The following is a 25,907-nucleotide window of genomic DNA, read 5'->3' as shown; positions in this document are numbered from 1 at the left end:
TTACGGTCCGCTGGGATTCGCCCACGGCGTACGCCGCGACGCGGAATCAGGAATACACGTGCGGCGCGAGCACGGCGACATCGCGCAGGTTGCGGTAGCGCTCGTCGAAGTCGAGTCCGTACCCGACGACGAACTCGGTCGGGATGTCGAAGCCGACGTACTTGCAGTCGATCTCGACCTTCGCGGCATCGGGCTTGCGCAGCAGCGCGAGCACCTCGATCGACTCCGGTCCGCGGGACTCGAAGTTCTCCAGCAGCCAGCTCAGGGTCAGGCCGGAATCGATGATGTCCTCGACGATCAGCACATGCTTGCCGTGCAGGTCGGTGTCGAGGTCCTTGCGGATCTGCACAACACCGCTGGACTTCGTGCTCGACCCGTAACTGGACACGGCCATCCAGTCCATCGGAGCGTGGAACGGCAGCTCGCGCGCGAAGTCGGCCATCACCATCACGGCGCCCTTGAGGACGCCGACGAGAAGCAGGTCCTTGCCCTCGTAGTCCTTCGCGACCTGGGCGGCGAGCTCGGCGAGCTTCGCCTTGATCTCCTCCTCGGTGACGAGGATGTCGGATAGGTCGTCCTGGATCTCAGCCGCGCGCATGCATCGATTTTAGTGACACGATCCTGTGCGCGCGCACTACTGTGAGCGGTGAGGCGCGCGGACGCCCGCCGAAGGAAGGAATCCCATGGCTCTTGACGACATCCTCACGCAGGTGCCGATCGATGACATCGCGGCGAAGCTGGGCGTCACGCCCGACGTCGCGAAGGCCGCGGTCGAGCAGGGCGGTGCGGTGCTGCTCGGCGGACTCGCGAAGAACGCCGCGAGCGAAGAAGGCTCGACGGCGATCCAGAACGCGCTGAAGAAGCACGAGGGCAAGACCGGCGTCTCCACCGTGGACGAGGTCGATCAGGCCGACGGCGACAAGATCGTCACGCACGTCCTCGGCGACCAGAAGCAGGAGGTCACCTCCAAGCTCAACGCGTCGGAGAAGACCGCCGGAATCGACTTCGGCAAGCTCCTCCCGATCCTGGCGCCCATCATCATGGGCCTGATCGCGAACAAGAACAAGGAGAAGACGACGACCGAGGGCGCGGAGTCCGGTGGCGGCATCGGCGACCTCATCGGAGGTCTGATCGGCGGCGGCGACAAGGGCGGCTCGGGCGGTGGCATCGGCGACCTGCTCGGCGGGATCCTCGGCGGCGGTTCGTCCTCCGGCGGCACCGGCGGCGGCATCGACCTCGGCGGGATCATCGGCAGCATCTTCGGCGGCAAGAAGTAGCACGGGTGCTCCGGCGGGCTCAGCGGTTCCTGAGCCCGCCGTACCGGCGCGTGTTCCTCAGGAACGCGCGGTGAAGACGATGCGGCCCCCGATCCGGGCGGCCGAGCATCCGGGCAGGTCGATCGGCCCCTGGCCCGCCCACTCGGTGACGAGGCGGGCGACCTCGGTCGTCTGGGTGCGCGTGAGGCTCGCCCCGAACTCGCTGTGGGCGACGAGTCGGATGATGCGGTTGCGCAGAGCCGTCGGGTTCGCCGCGAGCGCGGCGACGCTGACGGAGATCCCGGCCTCGGCGTGCTCGACGATGTCCTCGATCGTCTCGCCGATCATCTCGTCGAACGCCTCGGTGTCCTCCCTGAGCTGCGTCGCGGTTCGCGCGAGCGCCTCTGCGATGCCAGGGCCGAGTTCCTTCTCCAGCACCGGGAGCACACGCTCCCGTACTCGAACACGCGCGAATCGGCCGTCGAGATTGTGCGGGTCGTCCCATGGCGCGAGATCGGATGCCGTGCAGAACTCGCGAGTCGTCACCCGCCGCACTCCGAGCATCGGACGCAGCCAGATCAGCCCGTCGTCGTCGACGCGGCTCGGCGCCATCCCCTGCAGGCTCGCCGCACCGGCGCCGCGGGCCAGACCCAGCAGCACCGTCTCGGCCTGGTCGTCGAGCGTGTGCCCGAGCAGCACTGCGGTCGCCTTCTGCTCCGCGGCGACGCGGCGAAGCGCGGCATAGCGCGCGTCCCTGGCCGCCGCCTCAGGGCCGTCGGCATCGTGGCGCACCTGCACGCGTTCGATCGCGGAGCGGATGCCGAGGGCCTGAGCGTGCGCGGCGGCAGCGGCGGCAACATCCGCCGAGCCGTCCTGCAGTCCGTGATCGATCGTCGCACTCACCACCTGCATGCCCTGCGCACGCGCCTCGAAAGCGGTCGCAGCGACGAGGGCCAGGGAATCCGCGCCCCCGGAGAGCGCGACCACGACTGTCGACCCCTCCGGCAGTTCGACGAGTGCGGTGCGCACAGCGAGTCGGATCTCGGCGATGGCGGGCGACAAGGAAGGCACAGCACAACGGTACGGCACCGGTAGCGCCTATCCGCGGCATCGTGTGCGGCTCTAGTCTGAGCCTGTGACCGAGCACAACACGTTCGCTCCCGAGCGGCTGAAGGCCTTCGTCGACGCCGTCGTGGCGATCGCCATGACGCTGCTGATCCTGCCGCTTCTCGAGTCGGTCTCCGAGGCTGCGACCGACAAGATCCCCACCGGAGAGTTCCTGGCCGAGCACCAGGGCCAGATCATCAGCTTCGTGCTCAGCTTCGTGCTGATAGCGGTGTTCTGGACGGAGCACCATCGGCAGTACGAGAAGGTCCTGCGCATCTCGAGTCCTCTGCTGTGGATCAACGTGGCGTGGATGCTCACGATCGTGTGGCTGCCGGTGCCGACGGCGATGCTCGGCCAGATGGAGACGGACCCGCTGCAGGCGCTGCTGTACATCGGCACGCTGATCCTCACGCAGGCGACGACACTCGCCGGCAAGCTGTACCTGATGCGGCATCTGGAGCTGACGGAGTTCACCGCCGAGCGTCTCCGGCGCGGAGTGATCGGAGACGTCGCGGCCATCATCCTGTTCTGCATCGCGCTGCCGATCGCTGCGTGGGTCCACGTCGTCGGTTACTTCGCGCTGCTGCTGCTCGTGTTCTCGAGTCCACTCGAGAAACTGCTGGATCGAGTGCACAGGTAGGCTTGTCCCCGGCATCCACCCGTCTTTCCTGAGGAGCACACGCATGGGCGCACACGACGCCGTCATCGAGATCCCGCGCGGCAGCCGCGTGAAGTACGAAGTCGACCACGAGACCGGGCGAGTGCACCTCGACCGCGTGCTGTACACGACCTTCGGATACCCGGCCGACTACGGCTACTTCGACAACACCCTGGGCGAGGACGGCGATCCGCTGGACGTGCTCGTGCTGCTCGACCACGCGATCTACCCCGGCGTCGTCGTCGAGGTCCGCCCTGTCGCCGTGCTCAAGATGAGCGATGAGGCCGGCGGAGACGACAAGCTCGTCGCCGTGCTGTCGAAGGACCCGCGCTGGGCGCACATCCAGGACATCGGCGACCTCGCCGAGTACACGAAGAAGGAGATCGAGCACTTCTTCGAGCACTACAAGGACCTCGAGCCGAACAAGTGGGTCAAGGTCGACGCGTGGGGTGACGCCGCCGAGGCGCAGCGCATCCTCGATGAGGCGATCGTCCGCGCAGGCGAGACGGCTCACTGAGCTTTCGACCACGAAGAAGCCCCCGGCCGCTGTGCAGCGGAACGGGGGCTTCTTCGTGGTCGCGGCAGCTCAGACCGAGACGCCGCGCGCGCCCATGAAGTCGATGGGGTTGGTGTACGAGCCCCAGATGTACACCTCGAAGTGGAGGTGGCATCCGAAAGATCCGCCGGTGTTGCCCGCGTACGCGATGACCTGTCCGGACTCGACCCACTGGCCGCTGCGCACCGCGAACGAGCTGATGTGGCCGTAGCCGGTGCCGACGCCGCCGCCGTGCTGAATGCGGACGTAGTTCCCGTAGCCGCCGTTCCAGCCGGCGTAATCGACGGTTCCCGCGTTGGCCGCGAAGATGGGCGCTCCGCAGCCGTTCGCGAGGTCGACGCCGTAGTGCCAGCTGGACGAGCAGCCCTGCGAGCCGCACTGCGACGAGCGGGGCCCGTAGCCGGAGCTGCGCCATCCGCCGTGCGGACGGCGCCATCCGCCGGATCCTGCGCCGCCGCCTCCGCCGCCGCCGCCACCACCGCCGCCACCGCCGCCGCCTCCGCCGCCACCGTTGTTGTTGTTGGCAGCGGCAGCCGCAGCCGCCGCGGCTGCGGCATCAGCAGCGGCCTTCTTCTCCCGAGCGATGCGCGCGGCCTCGGCCACGCGGACGCCCTCCTGGTAGTCGGCGACGGTCTTCGCGGTCGTGTCCTGAAGGGCGGCGAGCTGCGCCTCGAGCGTCGTGAGGTACTTGGTCTGCTCGTCGAGCGCGGCCTGGGCTGCTTCGGCAGCGGCCTGCGCCGCGATCATCTTCTCTTCGGCGACCTTCTGCAGACGGTCGCGCTCGGTACGGGCGACCTGAGCCTGGTCGCTGATCGCTTGCGCGGAGTTGCGGGCCGCGACGGCGTCGTCGTAGACCGACTGGTTGTACTCGAGGAGCTTGTCCATCGTGCCGAGGCGGGAGAGGAGCTGGTCGGCGTTGGCTGCGGAACCGGCGAAGAACAGCTCCAGCGCGGTGTCATCCCCGCCGTTGCGGTACAGCTGCGCCGCGACCTGCCCGGCCTTGGTGGCGGATTCTTCGGCGATCTTCGCCTGAGCATCGGCCTGCGCCTGAAGCTCGTTGGCCTTCGTGATCGCATCGAAGAACGCCTGCTGAGCGGCGTAGTACTCGTTGCCGGCGACCTCGGCCGCGGCCTTCGTGTCGGCGACCTTCTGCGTCAGCGAGCTGATGAGGTTCTGGATGCGCGTGACTTCCGCGGCCTTCGCTGCCTCATTGTTCTTGGCCTGCTGCACGTCGTCCCAGCTCGGGTACGACGCCGCGTACGCAGCGTTCACACCGGAGCCGATGCCGAAGGCGCTCAGGGCGGCGACGCTGAGGGCGCCCAATCCGAGTGCGTTGCGGCGGGTGAGAGTGTTCTTCTGCCAGAAGGTACGCCGTTCAGCCATGCTCGGCGCGCAGCCGCAGGAGTCCCCCGCTTCGCGCGCAGCATCCATCGCGGACTGCTCGTCGTTCACACGGCCCCTTCCACAGGTTTCACTCATGCCACAGTAACAACATCTTTAACATCCGCAACAGGGTTTGAGCGGACACAGTGACATGGCGGGCGCATCCCATCGTCCTCCGGAAACGCCCGGGCGACAGCACGACGCGCCCTCGATTCGCATTTTGGGGAAAACATCCCTTATGCTTGAGCGTCGGCAAGGAAGTCCCCCGGGACGCCCTTCGGCCCCATCGTTTAGCGGCCTAGGACGCCGCCCTTTCACGGCGGTAGCACGGGTTCGAATCCCGTTGGGGTCACTCGTCCGATATACAATTTAAAAGCATGGCCCTGTAGCGCAGTTGGTTAGCGTGCCGCCCTGTCACGGCGGAGGTCGCGGGTTCAAGTCCCGTCAGGGTCGCTCTAAGCGACGGGCCCTTTTTTCGAAGAGGGCCTTTCGTCTAGGTTGCGGCGGATTTACGATGTGCCGCATGGCTCTGTAGCTCAGTTGGTAGAGCGCACGACTGAAAATCGTGAGGTCACGGGATCGACGCCCGTCGGAGCCACAAGGGTGATCGTTACAATCACCCCAGAAACCCTCGCCTAGCTTCTACATGGCGGGGGTTTTGCTTTGCCCTGAAAACAGTGGAGCGCCGACTTCTCGTCGGGCTTGTGCCGATTCTGCGCCGGTAAAGGGTCAGCCCGGGCTAGGCCCATGCGTGAAACAGCGTCGCGCGCTGATGAAAGAAGAGTTTCGGGGCTGCGCGTGCCGTTTGAGCCCCGAAAGTCTTCTTCGCTCCGAAGTCCATAGCCGCGCCCGATCCGCTCAGCCGCCCAGCCCCTCAGCCGCTGCCGCTCACCGCATTCGCACCGCGTACCTGAGATGCGTCGTCTTCGGTGAGGCCTCGGTGCCGACCTGCTCCAGCGCGACGTGCGCCGAGTCGATTCCCTCGAACAATCGGATGCCGGCGCCGAAGAGCACGGGCGACAACGACACCGTGAACTCGTCGACCAGTCCTGCATTGAGGTACTCGACGATCGTCTGGCCGCCGCCGGCGATCCGGACGTCCCGGCTGCCCGCGGCCGCGCGCGCCTGCTCGAACGCGGACTCGATGCCGTCGTTCACGAAGTGGAACGTGGTGCCGCCCGGTCGCACCCACGGCTCGCGGCTCTCATGAGTGACGACGAACACGGGCGTGTGGAAGGGCGGCTCCTCAGGCCACATCGCCTCGCCTGCGTCGAACATCCGCTTCCCCATCACGCTCGCACCAGTGCGCTCGAACGTCTCCCGCACGATGTCGTTGTCCCGCCCCTCCTCCCCGCCCTTGCCGATCTGCAGGTTCTCGCGGAAGTGCCGCTGCCGGAAGATCCACTGCTGCAACTCCATCCACTGCTGCCCCATCAGCTCCTCCGACGATTCGAGAGCGATGAAACCGTCCAACGACATCGACACGCTGAAGAACACCGTGCCGGACATCAGCCTTCGCCTCCTTCGCGAAGGTCGTGCTCGACGTACGCGGCGAGACTGCCCAACGTCTGCGTGCCGCCCTCGATCGCACCGAACTTCTCGATCGCCTCGTCGCGCAACTGCGCGGTCGGGAAGACCGTGACCATCTCGACCCGTGTCGCTTCGCCCTCAGGTTCGAAGGTGAGAACCGACTCGAAGGCGTCCGGATCATCGGCGTGCTCGCCGTGGAGCATGACGATCCGCTCCGGGGCAACGATCTCAGTCCAGGAGATCCACTCCGGATAGTCCGTGCCGTCCGGTCCGCGCATCACGAAATCCCACACGCCGCCCACCCGGAACTCGAAAGCCCTCGTGGTCGTGGTGAACCCGTCCGGTCCCCACCACCGCGACAGATGCCGCACCTCGGTGAACGCCTCGAACACCAGCTCGCGCGGAGCATCGATACGGCGTGCGATCACGATCTCACGCTCAGCCGTCTCCGACATCGACGAAGAAGCCGTCGAATCCATCATGATTCCTCTCGTTCCTGTTTGAGTTCCTGCACATAGGCATCGAGGCGGTCGAAGCTCTCGTTCCAGAACTGCTCGAAGCCGCCGGTCCACTCGTGCACCGATCGCAGCCCTCGCGCGTCGATGCCGTACAGACGCTGCTTCCCCGACCTGCGCTCCCGCACGAGGCCGACCTCTCGCAGCACCCGAAGATGCTTCGACGCCCCGGGCTGCGGCAGGTCCAGTTCGCGTGCCAGCTCGGTCACCGGCATCTCGCCGGACCGAAGCAGCACGAGGATCTGCCGGCGGCGAGGCTCGGCGATCGCGTTGAACACATCCGAGGTCGTCGCTGCGCGTGCCATGCCTGACAACATATACCCATATAGGCAAGTGTTTCAAGAGTCGCCGACGGAAGTTCACCCGGCCGGCGCAGCCATCGTCCACGGCGCGACCGGATATCCGGCACGATGGACACATGACCGATGGGTACGACGCCGGATTCCTGGCCACGCCGCTTCCGATGCCCCGCCCCGCACCGGAGGTCACGGAGCTCACCTATCCCCGGTTCTCCGTGCTGCTCGAGCCGCAGCGCAGGCTCGCCGCAGTCACCGGCGTCAACATCGACGGCGCACGACTTCGCGAAGTCTCGCGTACCGGCGACTGGCGTCTGGACACGAGGATCCCGGCGGAGGAGCAGACCGGCGCGGATGTCTATGCTCGCAACGACCTCGACCGCGGTCACCTCGTGCGCCGCCGCGACCCAGGCTGGGGCACGGCCGATGAGGCTCGCGACGCCACGGAGGCGACGTTCTTCTACCCCAACGCGGCACCGCAGGCAGCCGGCTTCAACCAGTCCAAGGAACTCTGGCTCGGTCTCGAGGATCATGTGCTCGAGTACGCCGAGACGACCGATCAGCGGGTGTCGGTCTTCACGGCGCCGGTGCTCGCCGACGGCGATCCGCCCTACCGAGGCATCCTCATCCCCCTCCGGTTCTGGAAGGTCGCCGCGTGGCAGGGCCCGGACGGGCTCGCCGCGACCGGCTTCATCCTGGATCAGTCCGAGCTCGTCGACACCTCTGAAGGCGTTCTCGCCGCACCGCCGCTGGGGGCGTTCCGCACTTTCCAGGCACCCATCACGGACATCGCCGACCTGACCGGCGTCGACTTCGGGGCGCTGCCGGACGCCGATGTGCTGGCGGCGCGGACCGCGCGCCCGGACGCCTGGCGCGCATTGACCACCGCAGACGACGTGGTCCTGTGAGCGAGGGCGGCGCGACGACCGGCGCCCGAACCCGCCGTATCGAACTCACGATGCACCGACCCTGGTTCGCCCTGTACGCGGGAGTCAGGCCGACCCTCGTGATCGGCGGACGCGGTCAGCCGACGCAGTGGGGCCTCGGAACCTGGCAGGTCTCTGCCGACGAGAAGGTGACGTTGGGCGTCTTCCTCTTCAACAGGCTGTGGCGCTTCGGCGAGGCCGAGTTCGCGCTCGACCCCGGCACGTCAGCGCTCGAGTACCGCGCGCCGGTTCTACCGTTCTCACCCGGGCGACTTCGCCCCGCCGCGCCGCCGCAGGGGTGACGCCCGGGCACCTCCTCGACACAATGGAGGTATGTCTCCCGAACGCCAGTGGAGGTTGCTGACTTCCGTCCGTCGCGCCATCCGCACCGATCCGTCGAAGGTCGCGCTCACCGAGATGCACCCCGTACTGGGTGAGACCGTCGTCGTGAAGATCCTCGACCTCGCGCTCCGGATCGGTGAGTCGATGTTCGCGGTCGGCGCCTCTGCTCACGACGTCACCTTCGCGATCACCAGGGTGGCCCGCGTGTACGGGCTCACCGGCGTGCACGTCGAAGTCACCTTCAACGCGATCAGCGTCTCGTACCATCGCGGCGAGGAGGACTGGCCGACGACCCTGATGCGGGTCGTGCGCGCCGCATCCCCCGATCACGCCAAGCTGCAGCGTCTGCAGGCACTGCTGGTGGACATCACCGAAGGACTCGACCTGGATGCCGCGCGGATGGCCTTCCGGATCATCCGGCGCACGCCGTTCCTGTACCGCCCGCTCGTCGTGATCATCGCCCGCGCGCTGCTCACCGTCGGCGTCGCCATCCTGCTCGCAGCTTCGCCGATCATCATCCTGCTGACCTTCATCGCGGCCCTGTGCGCCGCGTTCACCCAGGCGGGTCTCGCACGCCTGCAGGTGCCGTCGTTCTTCAGCCAGATCGCCGGCGCGTTCGTCATCACCGTCATCGCGACGGCGACCTCGGCGCTCGGCGCCGCAGGCATCGCGCCCTTCGATGATGTGCAACCGTCGATCATCGTCGCCTCTGGCATCGTGCTGATGCTCTCCGGCCTCACCGTCGTCGGTGCTGCCCAGGACGCCATCGACGGTTTCGCGCTCACCGCAGGCGGTCGCATCCTCGACCTCACGATGCAGACCGTCGGCGTCGTCCTCGGCATCCTCATCGGACTCGAACTCGCGCGATTGGCCGGGTTCAGCATGGCGCTGCCCGACGACATCCTGCCTTTCGGCAGCCTCGCCCACCAGATCGCCGGCTCCGTGATCATCGCCATCGCGGTCGCACTGTTCAACGGTGCAGGTGCACTGATCATCCTCGTCAGCGCGGGACTCAGCGTGATCGCGATCGTCGGATACAACCTCGCGATCCTGCTCGACATCCACGAGGCAGCGGCGAGCGGCGTCGGCGCGCTCATGGCGAGCTTCATCGGCATCCTGATCGCCCGGAACTTCCACGTGCCGTCGGTCGCCGTGACGACGGCGGCGATCGTTCCGCTCGTTCCCGGTTCGGCCGTCTTCCGCGGTCTGCTCGGGATGGTCGACTCGGACGGCACGGCCGAGGGGATGCTCGTCAGCATCAGTCCGCTCGTGCTCGCGGGCTCGATCGGCATCGGGCTGGCCGCCGGCGCGTCACTCGGGCTCTACCTCGGCACCCCGCTGCGCGAGACCCTCGCCAGCGTCGCGAAGTCGCGCGCCCGCGTCCGGCGCTGAGATCCTTCGCCCTTCTTCAGAACAGCATGCCATTTCTTCACAACGTTGGAAATTGCCATTGACCTGAGGCATCCTGGCCTGCAAGAGTGTCGGCGTACGGATTTACGACGTTGTAAATTTCATCGCAGCGGATTCATCCGTACTCCCCCATCCGATTCGGACACGGGTCGCGCCCAGCGCCTTGCCGAGTCGGCCGAGTCACACACGAGATGAGGAATCGATGGAGATCACATCCGAGAGTCGGCGTTCGAGCCGGCGCGGAAGAACGCGAAGGGCGGCGGCCTTGCTCACCGCAGCCCTGGTCGCCGTCGCAGGGTTGGCTTTCGCCGCCCCTGTGTCCGCCGCGACCACCCCCTGGGTGACCGTGCAGGATGACGGCTACCTGAGGATCAGCGTGCCCGGCGCTGCGGTCGAGGAGGCGGTCGGACCGGTGTCGCAGGTCGTCGTCGAGGGCAACTTCGGCCCGTCCCACAACTGGGCGCAGATCGGACTGCAGCGCAGCGGCGCCAACTGGACCGCGACGTACGGCCCGTTCGAGCCCGGCCTGTACTACTACCAGGTCACCGGCGATGACAGCAAGGTGCTCAAGGATGCGAGCAACCCCACCAGCGTCGCATCCGAGCCGGAGTGGAGCACGTTCTTCATCCCCGGCGAGTCCGCCGCGCTGCTCGCGGACGCCCCGGAGGACGCCGGCACGATCGAGACGCTGACCTACGACAGCTCCGTCGAGAACGAGGAACGCGAAGCGCTCGTCTGGGTGCCGCCGACATACACGCCCAAGGGCAAGAAGCTCCCGGTGCTGTACCTGCAGCACGGCGGCGGGCAGAGCTACCGCGACTGGGTCGAGGTCGGCCGGGCCGAGCAGATCCTCGACAACCTCTGGCTGTCCGGACAGCTCGAGGACATGCTCGTCGTGATGGGCAACGGCAACGTCTCGGACTTCTCGGCCGAGCTGATGGACAACATCGTCCCCGCCGTCGAGAACGCCTACAACGTCTCGCCGTCTCGGAACAAGCGCGCACTGGCCGGCCTGTCGATGGGCGGCGGTCAGACGTTCGAGGTCTTCAGCGAGCTCCCCGGTGAGTTCACGGCGATCGGCACCTTCGGCGCGGGCCGCTTCGGCGAGCTCGACGACATCCCCGTCAAGAAGATGAACAACAAGACCGACCTGTTCCGCGTCTACGTCGGCAATGCGACGGATGCTGCGCACAATGACGTCTACGACTCGTTCCAGAAGTTCGACGAGCTCGGCCTCGAGTACCAGTTCGACGGCGTCAACCCCGACGCAGGCCACAACTGGAACGCCTGGCAGGAGAACCTGATCGACTTCGCCCCTCGTCTGTTCACGGGCGAAGCATCCGATCCGGCGATGAGCGAGGGGCACACCGCGCTCACCGAGCGCTTCGAGACGCCGGCATCCGGCACCACGCCGACGCCGTGGATCAGCGATGACGGTTTCGTGACGTTCGTGACGACTGCCGAGTTCGCGGACGCCGAGTACGTCTCGGTGTGGGCGAACATCGCTCCGGGCGGCAGCTGGCTGCGCGTGGAGATGAACAAGGTCGGCGATCGCTGGCAGACGACCATCGGTCCGCTGGACCCGTGGTTCTACCACTACCGTCTGATCGTCGATCGGCAAGCGGTCAAGGACACGTCGAACCCGACGTCGGTGACGTCGGAGCCGATGTGGAGCACGTTCCTCGTGGAGGGCGAGGAGTCTCGTCTGCTGACCGACGTTCCTGAGGGCCAGGGCGGCGGACTGGACGTCATGACGTACCAGAGCACGGTCGCCGGTCAGGAACGCAGCGCCTACGTGTGGACGCCTCCTGGCTACGACGCCGACCGCGCCGAGGCCTACCCGCTGTTCGTGCTCAACCACGGTGGCGGGCAGAGCTGGACGGACTGGGTGGAGGTCGGACGTACGCGTCAGATCCTCGACAACCTCTTCCTCGACGGCTCCATCGAGCCGATGGTCGTGGTGATGCCCAACGGCAATGTCAGCGATTATCCGAAGGAGCTGCTCGAGAACGTCGTCCCGGCGACGGAGCAGAACTACAACGTGAGCAGCGATCCGCAACAGCGGGCACTCGCCGGTCTTTCGGCCGGTGGCGCACGCACGTTGTCGGTGATGAAGGCGCATCCGGAGCAGTTCGCCTCGATCGGCGTCTTCTCGGCCGGGTTCGGCAGCGGAGACGGACTGGACGTGGAAGCGATCAACGCCAACACCGACATGATCCGCTTCTACATCGGTGACATCACCGACTTCGTCTACCAGGGGATGATGACCTCGCTCGCGACGATGGACGCGATCGGTCTCGAGTACGAGTTCGACGGCGTGACGCCCGGCCCGCACGGGTGGGACGTCTGGCAGAAGAACCTCATCGATTTCGCTCCTCGCCTGTTTCAGGAGTGAATGACCGAGTCTGACTGATCAGCACGGCGTGGCGTCGCTGTTTCTTCGACACGGAGAAGCAGCGACGCCACTCGTGCGTCTCCGCCCCTGCGGGAATCAGCTGCGGCTGCGACCGACGTAGATCGTGTTCGACGACACACCGCCCGTGACCGGATTGTCGAAGTCCACGACGTGCGCCGCCGCGTCGTCGAAGACGTCGTTCAACTCGACCATGAAGTCGTCATCGGGCGGGTCATCCGACCACAGCGCGAAGACACCGCGCGGCACGAGGTGCCTGGCGAGTGATCGCAGTCCCGCGGCGTCGTACAGATCGGCATGCGTCGGGTCGAGCTGATGCCGCGGGGAATGGTCCACATCGAGCAGGATGGCGGAATAGCCGCCGCGCCCTTCCGCGGGCGCGGCCCGCATCACGGCGAAGAAGTCGTCCTCCACGAGGGTCGTCCGTGCATCTCCCACGAGCGCGGTCGACGCAGGGAGCAGCATCCGCTCGTGCCAGCCGATCACGGCACCGAGCCGATCGATCACCGTGAGCGCGCGCACCCGCTCGTCGCGCAGCGCGGCGACAGCGGTGTATCCGAGCCCGAGGCCTCCGACGAGAACCGAGAGATCCTCACCCTCGACTGCGGCGAGCCCCAGGTGCGCGAGTTCCTCCTCGGCCACCGTGAACAGGCTCGACATGAGGTATTCGTCGCCGAGTTTCACCTCGTAGATCTCCCGACCCACCGCGGGCTCGGTGCGGCGCCTGAGCATGAGGTCGCCGATCGGTGTGGACTGCCAGTCGAGTTCTTCGAACCGAGTGATCACTGCGGCGTCCCTCCGTCATTCCTCACCCTACCCGCGCCGGCAGACCCGGATCGCCATGCGTCACTCCCGCCAGACGTCCGGCCTCGGCATCGGACCTGCACCGCGCTCCAGCTCTGCGGCGAGCGCGATGATCGCTGCTTCCCCGCCCGGCCGACCGACCAGCTGCACGCTCACCGGATGACCGGATGCACTGAGCGTCACGGGCACCACGATCGCGGGCAGGCCTGCGACGTTGACGAAACTCGAGTACGGCGCGTAGCGCACCTGCTGGGAGAAGTTCTCCGCCGCATCCGTCGCATGGAACCAGCCGACCGGCTGCGGTGGCAGCGCCAGAGCCGGAGTCAGCACGACGTCGAACGGCGCGAAGGCGGTGATCGTCTCACGCTCGAAGACCGTCGCCGCGGCGAGGGCCTCGAGCACTTGCGTGCCCGTGAGCGCGCGTCCCTCACGCGCCAACCACGCGGTGATCGGCTCCACGAGCTCGAGCTCTGCATCCGACAGATTCATCCGCGCAGCGCTCGTGCGCCAGATCGTTGTGAACATCTCCGCGTAACCGCGCGGGCGCCAGTCGAACGGATCGACGCCGTGCCCGGCATCCGCCAGCAGCGCCGTCGCGATGTCGACTGCGCGCGCCGCTTCGGCATCGAGACGGATGTCTTCGGCGTCATCCCATGGCGATACGGTCGTGACGCCGACGCGAGCGGATGCCGGTACCGCCGTCGCGGCGTCCGCGAAGCGACCGGAGCCGGAGGCCGCTGTCGCGTACGAATAGGGTCGCCCGTGCACCTGCACGTCGAGCAGCAGCGCCGCATCGGCTACGGTGCGGGCGATCGGGCCCGCCACGGGGAGGCCACCGGGGCTGTCCAGGCCTGAGGCGAACGGAATCCTTCCGCGCGACGGTTTGAGCCCCACGACGCCGACGGTCGCGGCGGGGATGCGGATCGAACCGCCGCCGTCCGATGCCGGGGCGAGCGGAAGCAGTCCGGCCGCCACAGCGCTCGCGGCTCCGCCGCTCGATCCGCCTGCCCCGTTGAGCGGATTCCACGGATCGCGCGCGGGCGGAGCGATCTGCGTCTCGGTGTATCCGGTCAGCCCGAACTCCGGGGTGTTGGTCTTGCCGAGGCTGATCCCGCCGGCCTCGTCGAGCACTGCGGCCTGATCCGCTGTGGCATCCGGGATGAACTCCGCGTGCAGACGCGACCCGAACCGCGTCGGCACACCGGCGCGCGGCACGAGGTCCTTGTCGGCGAACGGCAGGCCCCACAGCGCCCCTTCCGGCGTCTGGTCGCCGAGCGCGGCCGCGCGTGCGAGCGCAGCATCCGCCGTCACATGCACGAACGCGCCGAGGCCGTCGTCCAGTCTAGCGACGCGATCGAGGTAATGGCGGGTGAGCTCGACCGGGCTGATCTCACGCGCGCGGAGCGCCGCGAGTTGTTCGATCGCCGTCAGGTCGTGGAGCTCAGCCATGCCTCGAGCCTACGGGCGCGTGCTGCCGCGAGCACCCGATCCATACCGGTCGGCCAGCGTCGCGAACGCCTCCGCCAGCTCGGGCGGCTCGATCGCCGTGATCGCCGCGTCGAACCGGCCGAACGACGCCGCCAGAGCGACCCATGACCACGAGCCCGCGTCGATCATCGTCCGTCCTTCGTCCACAGCCTCGGCGACTGCATCGCCGAGGAAAGGGCGCACCACCGGGAGGGGAAGGTCGACGATCGCCCTTCCACGGCACGGCCAGACGTCACGTCCCTGAGACCCCTTGAACCGTGCCGCGACGAACGCGCGCACATCGCCGCCCGGCACGTCCCGCTGGGCGAACCGTGGGCCGTTCGGGATGCGCGGAACGATGCGATCGGCGCGGAAGATCCGCCAGTCGTCCTTGTCGAGATCCCACGCGATCAGATACCAGCGCCCGTCCGAGGTCACCAGGTGATGCGGTTCGACGCGTCGCCGGTCTTCGGAGGCGCCGTAGTCGAACCTCAGCGTCTCCTCCGCATGGATCGCGGCGGCGAGCGCGACCAGCACGTCCGGCGATGCCGCATCCGCGTCGTCCATGCGCAGCGGGGTGACCTTCAGCGCGTCGAGGCGGTGCCGCAGTCGTGACGGCATGACCTGCCGCACGGTCGTCAGTGCACGAACCGCCGCTTCTTCGATGCCTGCGCCCATCGCGGTCGCCGACTGCAGCGCGAACCCGATCGCGATCACCTGGTCGTCGTCGAAGAGCAGCGGCGGCAGTTCCGAGCCCGCGTCGAGGCGGTACCCGCCGTCCGGCCCCTTCGCCGCCTGTACCCGGTACCCCATCTCGCGCAGCCGGTCGATGTCCCGGCGCACCGTGCGGGAGCTGACCTCGAGGCGCTCGGCGAGTGCCCCACCCGGCCAGTCGCGCCGCGTCTGCAGCAGCGACAGCAGCATGAGCAATCGCGACGTGGTCGAGGCCATGCTCTCAGACTAGATCCAGTAGGGGACAGAAACCGACCTGTACTGCTGACAGCGTGGTCATCACCGGGATCCACCGGCCAGACAGCGAGGAGCGACCATGTCGATCACCACCACCACTCACCTCAACTTCCGCGGCGATGCCCGAGCAGCGCTCGAGTTCTACCAGGGCGTCTTCGGCGGCGACCTCACCGCGATCACCTACGCCGACGCGCACAGCGTCACCGCCGCCGACGAGGCGCAGCAGATCATGTGGGGACAGGTCGCCTCACCCGAGGGCTTCCGAGTCATGGCGTACGACGTGCCCTCGCACACCCCTCACGCCCCTGGCACGATTCCTGTGTTCGTGTCGGTGCGCGGCGCCGACGCCGACGAGATCACCCGCTACTGGGAGCGTCTCGTCGAGGGATCCGACATCGTCGTCCCGCTCGCGCAGGCCGCGTGGGCGCCGCTCTACGGCATGCTCAAGGACCGCTTCGGCGTCACCTGGGTTCTCGACGTCGAGGCGGCCTGGCCTGCGAGCTGATCGTTCGGGGTGCGGGGCCGCGGTCCCGCACCCAGGGTCACTGCCTCGGCGGTATGCCGTGATGCTGGGTGCTCGGCGGCCCAGCGTACGGGCCGCCGGGTCGCTGTCCGGCACGTTCCGCATCCGCGCGAAGGATGCCGTTCTTCACGGCAGTGCGCATGACCAGATATCCGATCCACAGCATCAAGGCGATGGTTCCGAGGTAGATCACCAGGCCGAAGATGATCGCACCGATCCCGAGGCCTGCGGCCATTCCTGAATAGTCGTTGTCCATGCCCACAAAGTAGCGAACGCGGAGTGCTGCCGGAAGAGCACCCTGGCTGCTCGTCAGCGCGAGCTGATCCCGTCGATCAGCAGTTCGACGGCGGCCCTCGACTCTGTTTCCCACAGCGGCCGGTCGACCGCTGACCCGATCCCGTGCAGGACCACCATCACCGCACCCGCGGAGACCTGTTCGCGAATGGCACCGTCAGCAGCGGCTCGTTCGATCAGTCCGGCGACCGTGAGCTCGAGCTCGTTTCCGCCGTCGGCCTGGACATGAGGCCCCACCAGAGCGGCAAGCGTCCGAGCCAAAGCGGCATGCGCCACGACGTACTCCACGAAGCCGCGCAGGAAGGCTTCGAGGGCCTTCGCCGCGGGTTCTGTCGATGTGCGTGCCCGCTCGCAGAGAGCGAGCACCTCGCCCTGATACACCGCCGCGGCCAGCGCCTCTCGGGTCGGGAAGTGCCGATAGAGGGTTCCGACGCCGACTCCTGCGCGGCTCGCGAAGTCGTCGAACCGCAACTGATCGCCACGGTCGAACGCCGCCCGTGCTGCTGCCACGATCGCGTCCCGATTGCGGCGGGCATCCGCCCTCATCGCACGTTCTTCCGCCATGTGCTCTCCCTTTGACATCCGGAGATGGTTTCCATATCGTAGCATCCGGAGATCGTCTCCACTTATTGGAATCGGCGAAGAGAGGCTCGACATGCGAGTACTGATGTTCGGCCGTGGAGTGATCTCGACGATCTACGCCCACGCACTGCAGGATGCCGGACACGACGTCGAGTTCCACGTCCGCGAAGGACGCGCCGAGCAGTACGGCGACGAGGTGGTGATGGAGCTCCTGGATGCGCGCCGCACGCCGCTCGGCCGTGAGTCCCGCAACGTCGTCCGCACCCGACTGCGAGAGTCGTTCGAGCCATCGGACGCGTTCGACCTCGTCGTACTCAGCGTCGGCCATCATCACCTCTCGGCCGCCTCCGAGTACATCGCTCCCCGCCTGGGCGACGCGACGGTGCTCGTGCTGGGCAACGTGTGGGACGAGCCCCTCGCGGCGGTCGCCCCGATCCCGGCGAGTCAGATCCTGTTCGGTTTCCCGCAGGCCGGTGGCGGTTTCGATGACGCGGGAGTCCTGCATGGCGCCGTCATGCGCACCGTGATCCTCGGCACGTCCGGCACAGCGCCCGTCGCACGGGAGATCGCCGTGCGGAATCTGTTCCGACAGGCGGGCTTCGTCGTCCGTGAGGAGAAGGACATCCGCGGGTGGCTGTGGCTGCACTTCATCGCCGACGTCGGGATGCATGCTCAGGGCCGTCGATACGGCGGTCTGGCGAACATGGTCGGCGACAGACAGGCATTCCGAGACGCTTTCCTGATCGGTCGTGAACTGCTGCCCCTGCTCGAGGCGCGCGGGATCGACCTGCGTCGGCACCGGAGTGCGGTCCTGCCCTTTCGCCTGCCTGCGCAGACGAGCGCCGTGATCGCGTGGGCGTCCACCCGTTTCCGGATCGCCCGGGTCAGCCTGGCAGCCCATACCGATCCGGATGCACCCGAACCGCAGGCGGTGCTCCGAGACGGATCACGAGACGCCCGCAGGCTCGGTATCCCGACCCCGCGCCTGGATGCGGTCCTCTCGGGCGGCTGACAACCCGTGGGGGCGTCTGCTACGCCCGACCGAACTGCGCCACGGCGGGGCAGTCGAACGGATCGGCACCCGCAGAGAGTCCCACCCGGTTCAGATACTGGATGACGATCGCGTACGACTTGAGAAGCGTGGTCTCGGTGTACGGCACGTCGTTGGCGAGGCAGTAGTCGCGCACGATCTCCCTGGCCTTCGCCAGGTGAGGGCGGGGCATGTTCGGGAACAGGTGATGCTCGACCTGGTAGTTGAGGCCGCCCATGAACATGGTCACCCACCAGCCGCCGGAGATGTTGCGCGAGGTGCGCACCTGCTTGCTGAAGAAGTCCAGCCGGGCGCCAGGCTCGATGATCGGCATGCCCTTGTGGTTCGGGGCGAACGCGGCACCCATGTACACGCCGAAGACGGCGAGCTGCACGCCCATGAAGGCGAACGCCATTCCGAGCGGAAGAAGCAGGAAGACGGGCACCAGCACTGCTGCGAGGCGCGCGGTGATGAGCGACAGTTCGATCCAGCGGCCCTTGACGCCCTTCTTCGTGAGCAGGTACCTCAGACCGAGGTAGTGCAGGTTCAGGCCCTCGAGGGTGAGCAGTGGGAAGAACAGCCAGCCCTGCTTGCGGGTGATCATGCGGATCAGGCCACGGGACTTGGCTGCATCCTCTTCGAGGAAGGAGATCGTGTCGACTTCGATGTCGGGATCCTTGCCCACCTGATTGGGGTTGCCATGGTGCTTGGTGTGCTTGTTGTCCCACCAGGAGTAGCTCATCCCGACGAGTCCGACGAGGATGCGGGCCAGACGGAAGTTCGCCGGCCCCGAGGTGAGGATCTGCCGATGCGCAGCCTCGTGCGCCAGGAAGGCGATCTGCGTGAAGATGATGCCGAGGGCGCCGGCGATGAGCAGCTGGAACCAGCTGTCCCCGAGCAGGATGAATCCGGTGACGGCCCCGCCGAGGGCGAGCGCGATGCCCACTGCGGTGAGGAGGTAGAACCATCCGGTGCGCTGCAGGAGCCCTGTCTCGCGGACGACCTGCGAGACGTTCTTGAAAGCGCGCGCCATGGGCGGGAAATCCGCATTGCCGGAGTACGTCTGACGTACCGGTCCGAGAGTGCTGGTCGTTTCGACGACCGTTGAGGTGGAGATGTTGCTCTCCTGTCGATCGGAGCCCTTGAGCTGTGAAAGCCAAGGGCAGGTGCCGATCGCTTACCTTAGGCTAACGCGACGCGTATGCGTCCTCACGTATACATAAGGGGTTCGCAGATGAACTTCAGGAGCGCGCGCGGCTCAGATGCCGGCGCAGGGTCTGCGCGATCGAACGGTTGATGCGACGGGGCGTGCCGTCGAGTGCGCGGCGCGCGTCCGAGGACGTCGCGAAGGCACCCAGTTCGTTGCCGTGGTTGTCGTGGACGATGTACTCGGTGCCGTCGAACTCGACGAAGCCGGCGAATTCGCCGTCGCGGGTCGCGACGTGCACGAAGTCGTCTGCCTGCTTCCAGTTCAGCGGTGCGTGTGGACGGATGGATGTACTGCTCATTGTGATGCTCATTGCTTGTGGTGGGCGCGCGCATGCGCGCCTCATGTTCTCGAGATCGAGAGCGGATGCCGCGCGCGTCGGTGCGAGCGGTCCTTTACGGCCCTGATCAGTGGCGACGTGATGCGCCGAATCGCGGCGAATCCTTCACGTTGCGCCACCAGTCTACCCGAAAACGCCCGAGGGCGCCGATCGGCGTCGATCAAAGCGTGAGAATCGACCTGCTGCGTGAGAAGGGCGTGGGCAACACGAGTCTCACGTTGCAGATCAATTCTCGTGCGCGTCGGTAGATCGCTTGCGGACGGGCGGGCGGATCACCAGCACGGTCACGACGACGATCAGGATGCCGGCGGTCAGCGTGACCGGGATGGGGATGAGCGGATCGAACAGCACGAGGAGCGCCGCGATCGGGACGACGGTGTTGACGATGCGGTCGGCGTTGTCGCGGATCGCGATCCACCAGATCCCCAGGAGGAAGACGGCGATCGGCACGGTGACCGTGAACGACGCGGCGACCGGACTCAGTTCGCTGTGCCCGGTGAGTACGTCGATCTCGACCTCGATGCCCGCCGAGAACGCGGCAGCGGCGGCGAAGACGAAGTAGTGCGTGTAGCCGTAGCGCAGTGAGCGTCTGAACGAGGTGATCGCGTGGTGGTGCGGCGGCCAGAAGTAGATCCACCACAGCGAGGCCGTCACCACGAGGGTCAGCACGGCGATCGCGATGAGCGGCCCGAGCCGGTCCACCTCGTGCAGCGCCTCGATGATGGCGTTCGCCGAGGCGAGCAGGCTCTCTCCGAGCACGATGAGGGTGAACAGCCCGTAGCGCTCGGTGATGTGATGCGGATGCCACGGGGTCTGATGCCGGTACTCCGCGAAGACCGGGATCGAGATCTCGACGAGCGCGAACAGCACGAAGGCGGGGATGCGGACTTCTGCGGGCAGGAAGAGGAATCCGATCCAGAGCACCTGCGCGACGGCGATCCCCAGCGCGTATCGCCGGGTCGCGCTGCGCAGCAGCCCGGAGTGGCGCGACGCGCGCAGCCACTGGGCGATCATCGCGACGCGCATGATGACGTAGCCGACCACGGCGATCGTGAAGTCGGCATGCCCGAAAGCATCGGGGACGCCGGCCGCGAGGACCAGCACGCCACCCATCTGCACGATCGTCAGCACCCGGTAGAGCCAGTCGTCCGTGTCGTACGAGGTGGCGAACCAGGTGAAGTTCATCCACGCCCACCAGATCGCGAAGAACACCATCGCATAGCTCGTGATGCCGTGCAGGAAGTGCCCTTCGGCGAGCGCATGATGAAGCTCCGCAGAGGCGATGGAGACCGCGACCACGAACACGAGATCGAAGAACAGCTCGAGCATGCTCGCCGAGCGGTGCGGCTGCTGCGGGTCCCGCGGCCGCATGCTCGTCAGCCGATATCGGGAAGGCGCCGTGTGTTCGCTCACCGGGACATCGTAGCCCGACGGGTCAGAGCTCGCCCGGCCGCATCGCCTCTGCGTCGATCGCACGGATGATGCGCTGCGCGGCGGTGTCCGCTTTCGGCTCGGAAACCGCGGCACCGGCATCCGCTCTCGCCCGCCCTCGACGGGGCGCGTACACGAACAGCGAGTGGAACAGGAAGCGCGCGAAGAACGCCACGATCAGCGAGAGTGCGGTCGCCAGCACGCTGGAGATGTGCCAGGTCTCGACCATGAGCGCCATGATCGGGATGCGCAGGGCCGCCTCGACGTTGTTGAACGTGAAGGATGCGGCGAATCTGGCACCCACTCCTCTGGCATCGGGGCGCATATCGCCGAAGACGAACCGCTCCTGCAGAAAGAAGTTGCCGACGATGGTGACCTCGGCGCCGATGATCGCGGCCCAGATGTAGGGCATCCCCACCGTGGTGAGCGCCCACATGATGGCGAGGTTCAGAACGGCTCCGATGCCGCCGATCACGGCGAACCGCGACATCTTTCCGAAACGCAGGCGCGTGAGATGGGCGATGAAGGTCGCTCCCTGACGGAGCGTGGCCTTCGACGTGCCGTTGCGGCGCTCGGAGAACTCCATCGGAACCTCGGCGATGCGCACATCCGACCTCGCGAGGATCTCGAGCAGGATCTTGAAGCCCTGCGGACGCAGCGCGGGCACGTCGAGGCTGAGCCTGTCCACGAGGAAGAACCCTGTCATCGGATCGGAGCTGCCCGCGAGCCGGCGGGGGAACATCGCCTTGGTGAGCCAGGTCGCGGCCCGCGAGACGCCGAACCGCATCGCCGTGCCGAGGCCACGCGAGTCGCCGCCACCCACGTAACGGGATGCCGCGACGACGTCGACGTCGCCCTTCTCGAAACGCGAGAGCATGTCAGGGATCAGCTCGGGCGGATGCTGGAGATCGCCGTCCATCACGATGCAGATGTCGCCCGCGGCCTCCGCCAGGCCGAGCGCGACGGCACCTCCGAGGCCGCCGGTGTTCTCCGCGCGATGCATCACCCGCACCGGAAGCGGCGCCGACCCCGATACCCGCTCGACCTCGCCTGCGGTGCCGTCCGTACTGTCGTCGATGATGAGGATCTCGGCGTCGCGATCCGCGAGCGCCGCGCCGGTGCGCGCGACCAGTTCGGCGATGTTCTCGCGTTCGTTGAACGTGGGGACGATGATCGTGACAGCAGTGCGCATGTTCGTCCCCTCTGATCGCGCCGGTCAGCCGTACCCATCGTTTCACGTTCCGCTATGAACTCTCGCGCCCGCCCGGAACCTGTGCAGAGCGCCCGAGCACCTCGGATTCGTTTCAGCGCCCGCCCATCCGCACGCCCGTATCCTGGATTCATGACTTCTCCCGCCTCAGACTCGATCACGCTGTTCGGTGCCGACTGGTGCCGCGACTGCATCCGCACCAAGAAGCAGCTCGACGACCTCGGCGTGGAGTACACCTACGTCGACCTCGTCGCCGAGCCTGCAGCGGCCGACGTCGCCAAGGAGATCTCGGGTCGTACGAACATCCCCGTCGTCGTGTACCCGGACGCCTCGCACCACGTCGAGCCCCGCAACGAGGACGTCGAGGCGAAGCTCCGCGAACTCGCGCTGATCTGACGCCACTCCGCGCCGCTACACTGGCGCGATGAGCACTGACGCTCGACCCGAGCGGGCACCCGTCCGCCTCTCCGCGCGAACGATCGTGAACTATGCGATCGGATCCCTCGGCACCGGTGGCTATTCGACCCTGCCCGGCCTCGTCCTGGCCTACTTCCTCACCGACAATCTCGGCGTCGCAGCCCTCGCCGCCGGCGTCATCGTCACGGTGGCGAAGGTGTGGGATGTGGTGATCGACCCGCTGATCGGCGCGGCATCCGACCGTCAGCTCGCACGCACCGGCTCGCGCCGAGGGTTCATGGTGATCGGCGGTCTGACGCTGCCGATCTTCTTCGCACTCACGTTCGCCGTCCCGCCCTCGTGGGGACCGGTCGCGAGTGCGATCTGCGTCCTGCTCGCCTTCCTCGGCACTGCGACCGCATTCAGCCTGTTCCAGGTCCCTTACGTCGCGCTGCCGGCCGAGCTGACGCGCAGCTACGACGAGCGCACCCGGCTGCTGGGCTGGCGCGTGGTCGTGCTGACCGCCGCGATCCTGCTGTTCGGGGCGGGTGGCCCGATGCTGCGCCGCGCGACCGGCGATCCGGTCACCGGTTACCTGCTGATGGGCAGCATCGCCGGTGTCGCCATCGGGATCGGCATGCTCAGCGCGAGTCGCACTGCGGATGCCGCGGCGAAGGCCGCCGCCATCGACGCCGACCCTTCGGCCGTGTCGCAGGACGGCGCGACGACGACGAGCCTGCGCACGCAGTACCTGTCCGGGTTCCGTGCGCTGCGCCGCAGTCGGCCGTTCCGGGCGCTGCTGGGCACGTTCCTTCTTCAGGCTCTCGCCACCGGGACCATGCTGGCCGGTGCGCAGTACGTCGCGACCTGGGTGCTGAACGACGAGGCCGCGGTCGAAGTGCTGTTCGTCGCCCTGGTCGGCCCCGCCCTCATCGCGACTCCGGCCTGGACGGTGATCGCGAATCGCATCGGCAAGGAGCGCTCGTTCCTCGCCGCCAGCATCCTGTTCCTGGCCGCATCGGCGACGATCACCCTCGCGGTATGGGCACCGGGAGCGTGGATCTACGCCTCCGTGGCCGTCGCCGGCATCGCCTACGCCGGTCTGCAGTCCCTCCCGATGGCGATGCTGCCCGACGTCATCTCGCACGATGAGCACGCGACGGGCCCTGGTCGGGCCGGGACGTTCACCGGCATCTGGACCGCTGGCGAGACGATCGGGTTCGCGCTGGGGGCGACCGCCGTCGCGCTCATGCTCGCCTCGACCGGATACGTCTCCAGCGTCGCCGGGGTGAGCACCGACCAACCGGATGCCGCCGTCGCGGGCATCGTGCTCAGCTTCAGCATCCTCCCTGCCGCTCTCATGGCACTCAGCCTGATCCCGCTCGCCCGCTACACCCTGCGCCGTCACGATATCGAGGAGCTCGGGTGACGTTCGTGTGAGGAATGGCACAACAGCTGCTCCGCAGTCGGCGGATCGATCCTAGGCTGGGCGCGTACCCGCACGAAGGAGATGCCGATGACGTCAACGACCACCGTGGCCCCCGCACAAGGACTCGACGAGGTCGACCGCGATCTTCTGGACGCGGCGATCGCCGACCTGGATGCGGGAGCGCGCAGTTGGTCGGCTCTCGCCGTCGGGCAACGGGCCACGCTCCTGCGCGCCGTGCGCGCCGCCGTCGCGTCAGCATCGGAGGAGTGGGCGCACACCGCTGCCGTGTCCAAGGGTCTGAACGGCGGACATCCGTTGCGCGGCGAGGAGTGGCTCTCGGGACCGTACAGCGCCCTCGGCGCCCTCGATGCGTACATCGAGACGCTCACGAGACTGTCGGAGGGGCGCAACCCGCTCGAAGGCATCCGCATCGACAGGGCGCCCGGTGGACGAACCCGCGTGCACGCCTTCCCCCTGACGGGAGTCGACAAGGTGCTGCTGTCGGGCTTCGCCGGTGAGGTCTGGCTCGAGCCAGGAGTCACGCCGCGCTCCGCACGCGCCGGCGCCGGTCTTGCACAGCGCACGCCGGGAGAGTCCGGCGGCGTGGGGCTCGTTCTCGGCGCAGGCAATGTGACGTCGATCCCCGTGCTCGATGTGCTCTACGAGCTGCTCGCGCACAACCGCACGGCGCTGTTGAAGGTGAATCCGACGCAGGATTCACTGGTCTCCGTGTTCGAGCACGCGTTCGCACCGCTGATCGAGCCGGGATTCCTGCGCATCGTCCGCGGCGGCGGCGACGTCGGCGCCTACCTCACCGCCCATCCGAAGCTCGCCCACGTGCACATCACCGGGTCCGCGGCGACGTTCGACGCGATCACATGGGGCACGGGGTCGGCGGGAAAGCGCCGGCGCCGCGAGGACCGTCCGCAGCTGAAGAAGCCGATCACCGCAGAGCTCGGCGGTGTCTCGCCGATCATCGTCGTGCCAGGTGAGTGGACCGACGCCGACATAGCCTTCCAGGCCGAGCACATCGCGACGATGCGGTTGCAGAACTGCGGGCACAACTGCATCGCCGGGCAGGTCGTGATCATGTCGTCGGACTGGGAGCAGGCGGATGCCTTCCGTGCCGCGCTGCGCCGCGCCTACGCCAAGGCTCCGGAGCGCCCGACCTGGTACCCGGGATCGGATGCGCGCATGCAGCAGGCGTCGGAGGACTACCCGGACGCGCTGGTGCTCGGCGACCGGCTCCTCATAGAGGTCGGGCGTGGCGAGGACGCGTCGGCGCTGCAGAGCACCGAGTACTTCGGCCCGGTGCTGGGCGTGGTCGAGGTCGCGGGCACGGGGCAGGAGTTCCTGGATGCCGCCGTGGCACATGCGAACGACGAGCTGCAGGGCACGCTCGGCGCGAACCTGCTGATCGACCCGGCAACGCAGAAAGCGCTCGGCACCGGATTCGAGCGCGCGATCACCGAGCTGCGCTACGGCTCGATCGCGATCAACGTCTGGACCGCGGTCGGATTCATCACGCCCACGCTGACGTGGGGCGCGTTCCCCGGCAACACTCTGGCCGACGTCGGCAGCGGGATCGGTGTGGTGCACAACGCACTGCTGCTCGACCGTGTCGAACGATCGGTCCTGCGCGGCCCGTTCCGGCCGTTCCCGCGGTCGTTGCCCGTCGTGAACGGCGGAGGGCGGTTCACGATCCTCCCGAAGCCGCCGTGGTTCGTCACGGCACGCACAGGCGCTCAGGTATCGGAGGGGCTCACGCGCTTCCGTGCTGACGGCGGCGCTCTCGGGCTGGTGAAGACCCTGCTTCGAGCGCTCCGCGCCTGA

Annotated in this window: 27 protein-coding genes and 3 tRNA genes; 15 read left to right on the top strand and 15 right to left on the bottom strand. The window is 67.4% G+C overall.

Translation table 11 applies throughout. From position 1 onward, the window contains the following. Positions 1 to 46 precede the first annotated feature (46 nt). A complete protein-coding gene (gene hpt, locus ACYVG2_RS07885; protein WP_448966592.1) occupies positions 47 to 598 on the bottom strand; it encodes a hypoxanthine phosphoribosyltransferase in 552 nt (183 codons plus the stop codon). Positions 599 to 683: 85 nt separating this feature from the next. On the opposite strand from hpt, the gene ACYVG2_RS07880 reads away from it, so the two are divergent. Next, positions 684 to 1,277, top strand: a complete 594-nt coding sequence (locus ACYVG2_RS07880; protein ID WP_460780454.1) for a DUF937 domain-containing protein — start codon at positions 684 to 686, stop codon at positions 1,275 to 1,277. 57 nt (positions 1,278 to 1,334) lie between these two features. Here the strand turns inward: ACYVG2_RS07880 and tilS are convergent, their stop codons facing one another. After that, a complete protein-coding gene (gene tilS / locus ACYVG2_RS07875; RefSeq protein ID WP_460780453.1) occupies positions 1,335 to 2,327 on the bottom strand; it encodes a tRNA lysidine(34) synthetase TilS in 993 nt (330 codons plus the stop codon). Positions 2,328 to 2,391: 64 nt separating this feature from the next. On the opposite strand from tilS, the gene ACYVG2_RS07870 reads away from it, so the two are divergent. Both ACYVG2_RS07870 and ACYVG2_RS07865 read left to right on the top strand, forming a co-directional pair. Further along, complete coding sequence (locus tag ACYVG2_RS07870; protein ID WP_460780452.1) at positions 2,392 to 3,003, top strand: TMEM175 family protein; 612 nt, start codon at positions 2,392 to 2,394, stop codon at positions 3,001 to 3,003. 43 nt (positions 3,004 to 3,046) lie between these two features. Next, positions 3,047 to 3,538 carry an inorganic diphosphatase gene (locus tag ACYVG2_RS07865; protein ID WP_448966596.1) on the top strand — a complete coding sequence of 164 codons (492 nt, stop codon included), beginning with the start codon at positions 3,047 to 3,049 and terminating at the stop codon, positions 3,536 to 3,538. Positions 3,539 to 3,607: 69 nt separating this feature from the next. Here ACYVG2_RS07865 and ACYVG2_RS07860 read toward each other — a convergent pair whose 3' ends face one another. Next, positions 3,608 to 5,029 (bottom strand): peptidoglycan DD-metalloendopeptidase family protein, encoded by a 1,422-nt coding sequence (locus ACYVG2_RS07860; RefSeq protein WP_460780451.1) that lies wholly within the window; start codon positions 5,027 to 5,029, stop codon positions 3,608 to 3,610. 210 nt (positions 5,030 to 5,239) lie between these two features. Here ACYVG2_RS07860 and ACYVG2_RS07855 point away from each other — a divergent pair. From ACYVG2_RS07855 to ACYVG2_RS07845, 3 genes are all read left to right on the top strand, one after another. Then, positions 5,240 to 5,312 (top strand) — tRNA-Glu (locus tag ACYVG2_RS07855). Positions 5,313 to 5,339: 27 nt separating this feature from the next. Beyond that, a tRNA-Asp gene (locus tag ACYVG2_RS07850) sits at positions 5,340 to 5,413 on the top strand. 72 nt (positions 5,414 to 5,485) lie between these two features. Beyond that, positions 5,486 to 5,558: transfer RNA gene (locus ACYVG2_RS07845), tRNA-Phe, on the top strand. A 290-nt stretch (positions 5,559 to 5,848) separates the two neighbouring features. On the opposite strand, the gene ACYVG2_RS07840 is transcribed toward ACYVG2_RS07845, so the two are convergent. From ACYVG2_RS07840 to ACYVG2_RS07830, 3 genes are read right to left on the bottom strand one after another with little or no spacing between them, the layout of a single operon-like run. Further along, positions 5,849 to 6,469 carry a dihydrofolate reductase family protein gene (locus ACYVG2_RS07840; protein ID WP_460780450.1) on the bottom strand — a complete coding sequence of 207 codons (621 nt, stop codon included), beginning with the start codon at positions 6,467 to 6,469 and terminating at the stop codon, positions 5,849 to 5,851. After that, positions 6,469 to 6,972 (bottom strand): SRPBCC family protein, encoded by a 504-nt coding sequence (locus tag ACYVG2_RS07835; RefSeq protein WP_460780449.1) that lies wholly within the window; start codon positions 6,970 to 6,972, stop codon positions 6,469 to 6,471. The genes ACYVG2_RS07840 and ACYVG2_RS07835 overlap by 1 nt, the downstream gene beginning before the upstream one ends. Beyond that, positions 6,969 to 7,310, bottom strand: a complete 342-nt coding sequence (locus ACYVG2_RS07830; RefSeq protein ID WP_460780448.1) for an ArsR/SmtB family transcription factor — start codon at positions 7,308 to 7,310, stop codon at positions 6,969 to 6,971. Before ACYVG2_RS07830 ends, ACYVG2_RS07835 begins: the two co-directional genes overlap by 4 nt. A gap of 113 nt (positions 7,311 to 7,423) precedes the next feature. Between ACYVG2_RS07830 and ACYVG2_RS07825 the strand changes: the two genes are divergently transcribed. From ACYVG2_RS07825 to ACYVG2_RS07810, 4 genes are all read left to right on the top strand, one after another. Next, entirely contained in the window at positions 7,424 to 8,209 is a 786-nt protein-coding gene (locus ACYVG2_RS07825) for a DNA/RNA non-specific endonuclease (RefSeq protein ID WP_460780447.1), read from the top strand. Beyond that, entirely contained in the window at positions 8,206 to 8,529 is a 324-nt protein-coding gene (locus ACYVG2_RS07820; protein WP_460780446.1) for a hypothetical protein, read from the top strand. The genes ACYVG2_RS07825 and ACYVG2_RS07820 overlap by 4 nt, the downstream gene beginning before the upstream one ends. A 31-nt stretch (positions 8,530 to 8,560) precedes the next feature. After that, on the top strand, positions 8,561 to 9,961 hold the full coding sequence (locus ACYVG2_RS07815; RefSeq protein WP_460780445.1) for a threonine/serine exporter family protein: 1,401 nt from the start codon (positions 8,561 to 8,563) through the stop codon (positions 9,959 to 9,961). A 283-nt stretch (positions 9,962 to 10,244) separates the two neighbouring features. Further along, the gene (locus ACYVG2_RS07810; RefSeq protein WP_460780444.1) at positions 10,245 to 12,374 is read left to right on the top strand and encodes an alpha/beta hydrolase; all 2,130 of its coding nucleotides are present in this window, start codon (positions 10,245 to 10,247) and stop codon (positions 12,372 to 12,374) included. Positions 12,375 to 12,470: 96 nt separating this feature from the next. On the opposite strand, the gene ACYVG2_RS07805 is transcribed toward ACYVG2_RS07810, so the two are convergent. Genes ACYVG2_RS07805 through ACYVG2_RS07795 form a run of 3 tightly spaced genes read right to left on the bottom strand, consistent with a single transcriptional unit; the run spans position 12,471 to position 15,614 of the window. Next, a complete protein-coding gene (locus tag ACYVG2_RS07805; RefSeq protein WP_460780443.1) occupies positions 12,471 to 13,178 on the bottom strand; it encodes a spermidine synthase in 708 nt (235 codons plus the stop codon). Positions 13,179 to 13,238: 60 nt separating this feature from the next. Beyond that, a complete protein-coding gene (locus ACYVG2_RS07800; protein WP_460780442.1) occupies positions 13,239 to 14,645 on the bottom strand; it encodes an amidase in 1,407 nt (468 codons plus the stop codon). Positions 14,646 to 14,654: 9 nt separating this feature from the next. Then, positions 14,655 to 15,614: a helix-turn-helix transcriptional regulator gene (locus ACYVG2_RS07795; RefSeq protein WP_460780441.1), complete on the bottom strand. Its 960-nt coding sequence runs from the start codon at positions 15,612 to 15,614 to the stop codon at positions 14,655 to 14,657. Positions 15,615 to 15,711: 97 nt separating this feature from the next. Between ACYVG2_RS07795 and ACYVG2_RS07790 the strand changes: the two genes are divergently transcribed. Further along, a complete protein-coding gene (locus ACYVG2_RS07790) occupies positions 15,712 to 16,137 on the top strand; it encodes a VOC family protein (protein WP_460780440.1) in 426 nt (141 codons plus the stop codon). Positions 16,138 to 16,174: 37 nt separating this feature from the next. On the opposite strand, the gene ACYVG2_RS07785 is transcribed toward ACYVG2_RS07790, so the two are convergent. Together ACYVG2_RS07785 and ACYVG2_RS07780 are read right to left on the bottom strand one after the other, a co-directional pair. Beyond that, on the bottom strand, positions 16,175 to 16,411 hold the full coding sequence (locus ACYVG2_RS07785) for a hypothetical protein (protein WP_460780439.1): 237 nt from the start codon (positions 16,409 to 16,411) through the stop codon (positions 16,175 to 16,177). A 53-nt stretch (positions 16,412 to 16,464) separates the two neighbouring features. Further along, positions 16,465 to 17,013, bottom strand: coding sequence for a TetR/AcrR family transcriptional regulator (locus tag ACYVG2_RS07780; protein WP_460780438.1), 549 nt, complete (start codon positions 17,011 to 17,013; stop codon positions 16,465 to 16,467). Positions 17,014 to 17,104: 91 nt separating this feature from the next. Between ACYVG2_RS07780 and ACYVG2_RS07775 the strand changes: the two genes are divergently transcribed. Then, complete coding sequence (locus ACYVG2_RS07775; RefSeq protein WP_460780437.1) at positions 17,105 to 18,043, top strand: ketopantoate reductase family protein; 939 nt, start codon at positions 17,105 to 17,107, stop codon at positions 18,041 to 18,043. A 19-nt stretch (positions 18,044 to 18,062) separates the two neighbouring features. Here ACYVG2_RS07775 and ACYVG2_RS07770 read toward each other — a convergent pair whose 3' ends face one another. From ACYVG2_RS07770 to ACYVG2_RS07755, 4 genes are all read right to left on the bottom strand, one after another. After that, positions 18,063 to 19,178 carry a fatty acid desaturase family protein gene (locus tag ACYVG2_RS07770; RefSeq protein WP_460780767.1) on the bottom strand — a complete coding sequence of 372 codons (1,116 nt, stop codon included), beginning with the start codon at positions 19,176 to 19,178 and terminating at the stop codon, positions 18,063 to 18,065. A 124-nt stretch (positions 19,179 to 19,302) separates the two neighbouring features. Next, complete coding sequence (locus ACYVG2_RS07765) at positions 19,303 to 19,569, bottom strand: hypothetical protein (RefSeq protein WP_448966612.1); 267 nt, start codon at positions 19,567 to 19,569, stop codon at positions 19,303 to 19,305. Between the two features lie 264 nt (positions 19,570 to 19,833). Beyond that, complete coding sequence (locus tag ACYVG2_RS07760; protein WP_460780766.1) at positions 19,834 to 20,979, bottom strand: low temperature requirement protein A; 1,146 nt, start codon at positions 20,977 to 20,979, stop codon at positions 19,834 to 19,836. A gap of 64 nt (positions 20,980 to 21,043) precedes the next feature. Beyond that, a complete protein-coding gene (locus tag ACYVG2_RS07755) occupies positions 21,044 to 22,231 on the bottom strand; it encodes a glycosyltransferase (protein WP_460780436.1) in 1,188 nt (395 codons plus the stop codon). A gap of 150 nt (positions 22,232 to 22,381) precedes the next feature. Between ACYVG2_RS07755 and ACYVG2_RS07750 the strand changes: the two genes are divergently transcribed. From ACYVG2_RS07750 to ACYVG2_RS07740, 3 genes are all read left to right on the top strand, one after another. Beyond that, positions 22,382 to 22,645 carry a glutaredoxin family protein gene (locus ACYVG2_RS07750; protein ID WP_448966629.1) on the top strand — a complete coding sequence of 88 codons (264 nt, stop codon included), beginning with the start codon at positions 22,382 to 22,384 and terminating at the stop codon, positions 22,643 to 22,645. Between the two features lie 28 nt (positions 22,646 to 22,673). Continuing rightward, entirely contained in the window at positions 22,674 to 24,074 is a 1,401-nt protein-coding gene (locus ACYVG2_RS07745) for an MFS transporter (RefSeq protein WP_460780435.1), read from the top strand. 87 nt (positions 24,075 to 24,161) lie between these two features. After that, the gene (locus ACYVG2_RS07740) at positions 24,162 to 25,907 is read left to right on the top strand and encodes an aldehyde dehydrogenase family protein (RefSeq protein WP_460780434.1); all 1,746 of its coding nucleotides are present in this window, start codon (positions 24,162 to 24,164) and stop codon (positions 25,905 to 25,907) included.

This window comes from Microbacterium shaanxiense, assembly GCF_054779995.1.
Note: the sequence above shows the minus strand (reverse complement) of the source record. Positions and strands in the feature narration are given on the sequence as shown.